Annotated in this window: 1 pseudogene; it reads left to right on the top strand. The window is 48.0% G+C overall.

Annotated features, from left to right (window positions below):
- Positions 1 to 1,131: pseudogene (locus R7P35_RS25670) on the top strand (sensor histidine kinase); the annotation flags it as partial.

Raw genomic sequence — 1,131 nt, forward strand, 5'->3', positions numbered from 1 at the left:
GGTTCGAGTTTTAGTTATCGCCCTTACTTTAAAAATGCCCGTCGTGGTGAGCCAGCCCAATACGTGGGGTTAGGAGTACGCTCTAACAAACGGGGTTACTTCTTTTCCTCTCCACTATGGTTGAACGGCGATGTCATCGGCGTCATCACGGTAAAAGTGAATTTGGAGCAATTGGAACAGCGCCTTGCACAAAGTGGCGCAGACGTTTTGGTGACCGACAAACACAACGTAGTGTTTATGAGCAACCTACCCGATTGGCGCTATCGCGCACTGTTTCCACTCTCACCAACGGCCATCAATGAACTGACTGAAACTCGCCAATACGGTGACACGTTGCCCGAATATTACGGCGAACTTACCGCGCAAAGTGACGAAAGTGAGTTTGCGGATAACCAATTGTTGCTGTCACCAAACTACCTCGCGTACGCAACACATTTGTTGGATAAAGGCTTTCGCGTTGTAGCGTTAATCAATCACCACACCGTACTGACGGCAGTATTGCAAGCAGATGTAGTCTATTTGATTTTATACGCGCTGATTGCACTGATCGCATTGGCATGGTTTCAGATGTTGGTGAACAAGGCACGTCTTGCCAATCTCAATGTGAGCTTGGAAGAAAAAGTCATGCAACGCACAGTTGTACTAAGTGAAGCAAACCACAAGTTGCAGCAAACGGTTCGTCAGTATGAACAAAGCCAGCAAGAGCTAAGACAAACTCAGCAAGAGCTGACTCAAGCCGCCAAACTTGCTTTGCTGGGAGAGTTGTCTGCCAGTATCAACCACGAGATAAACCAACCACTTGCCGCGCTGAGAACTTACACCGAAAACTCCCAGCGCTTGTTGTCGATGGAACGCTACCCGATGGTCGCAGACAACTTAAACAAGATGCTCTCGCTAAACGAGACTATTGCCGAGGTCATTGCTAGGCTAAAAGTCTTCACCCGTAAAACTTCTCATGAACCTCATAATGAAGTGTCGATACTCCACGATGCGGTGCACAATGCCACCAGCATATTGAGCAATAAGTTGATCAAGCAAGGTGTCACGCTCAAAGTACCGACGATCGACCACGAGGTGAGGCTCGCCATTCACAGCGTTGAACTAGAACAAGTGCTCATCAATCTGTTCCAC

Origin of the sequence: Vibrio sp. Vb0304, assembly GCF_033338995.1 — a bacterium.
GTDB classification, from domain to species: domain Bacteria; phylum Pseudomonadota; class Gammaproteobacteria; order Enterobacterales; family Vibrionaceae; genus Vibrio; species Vibrio alginolyticus.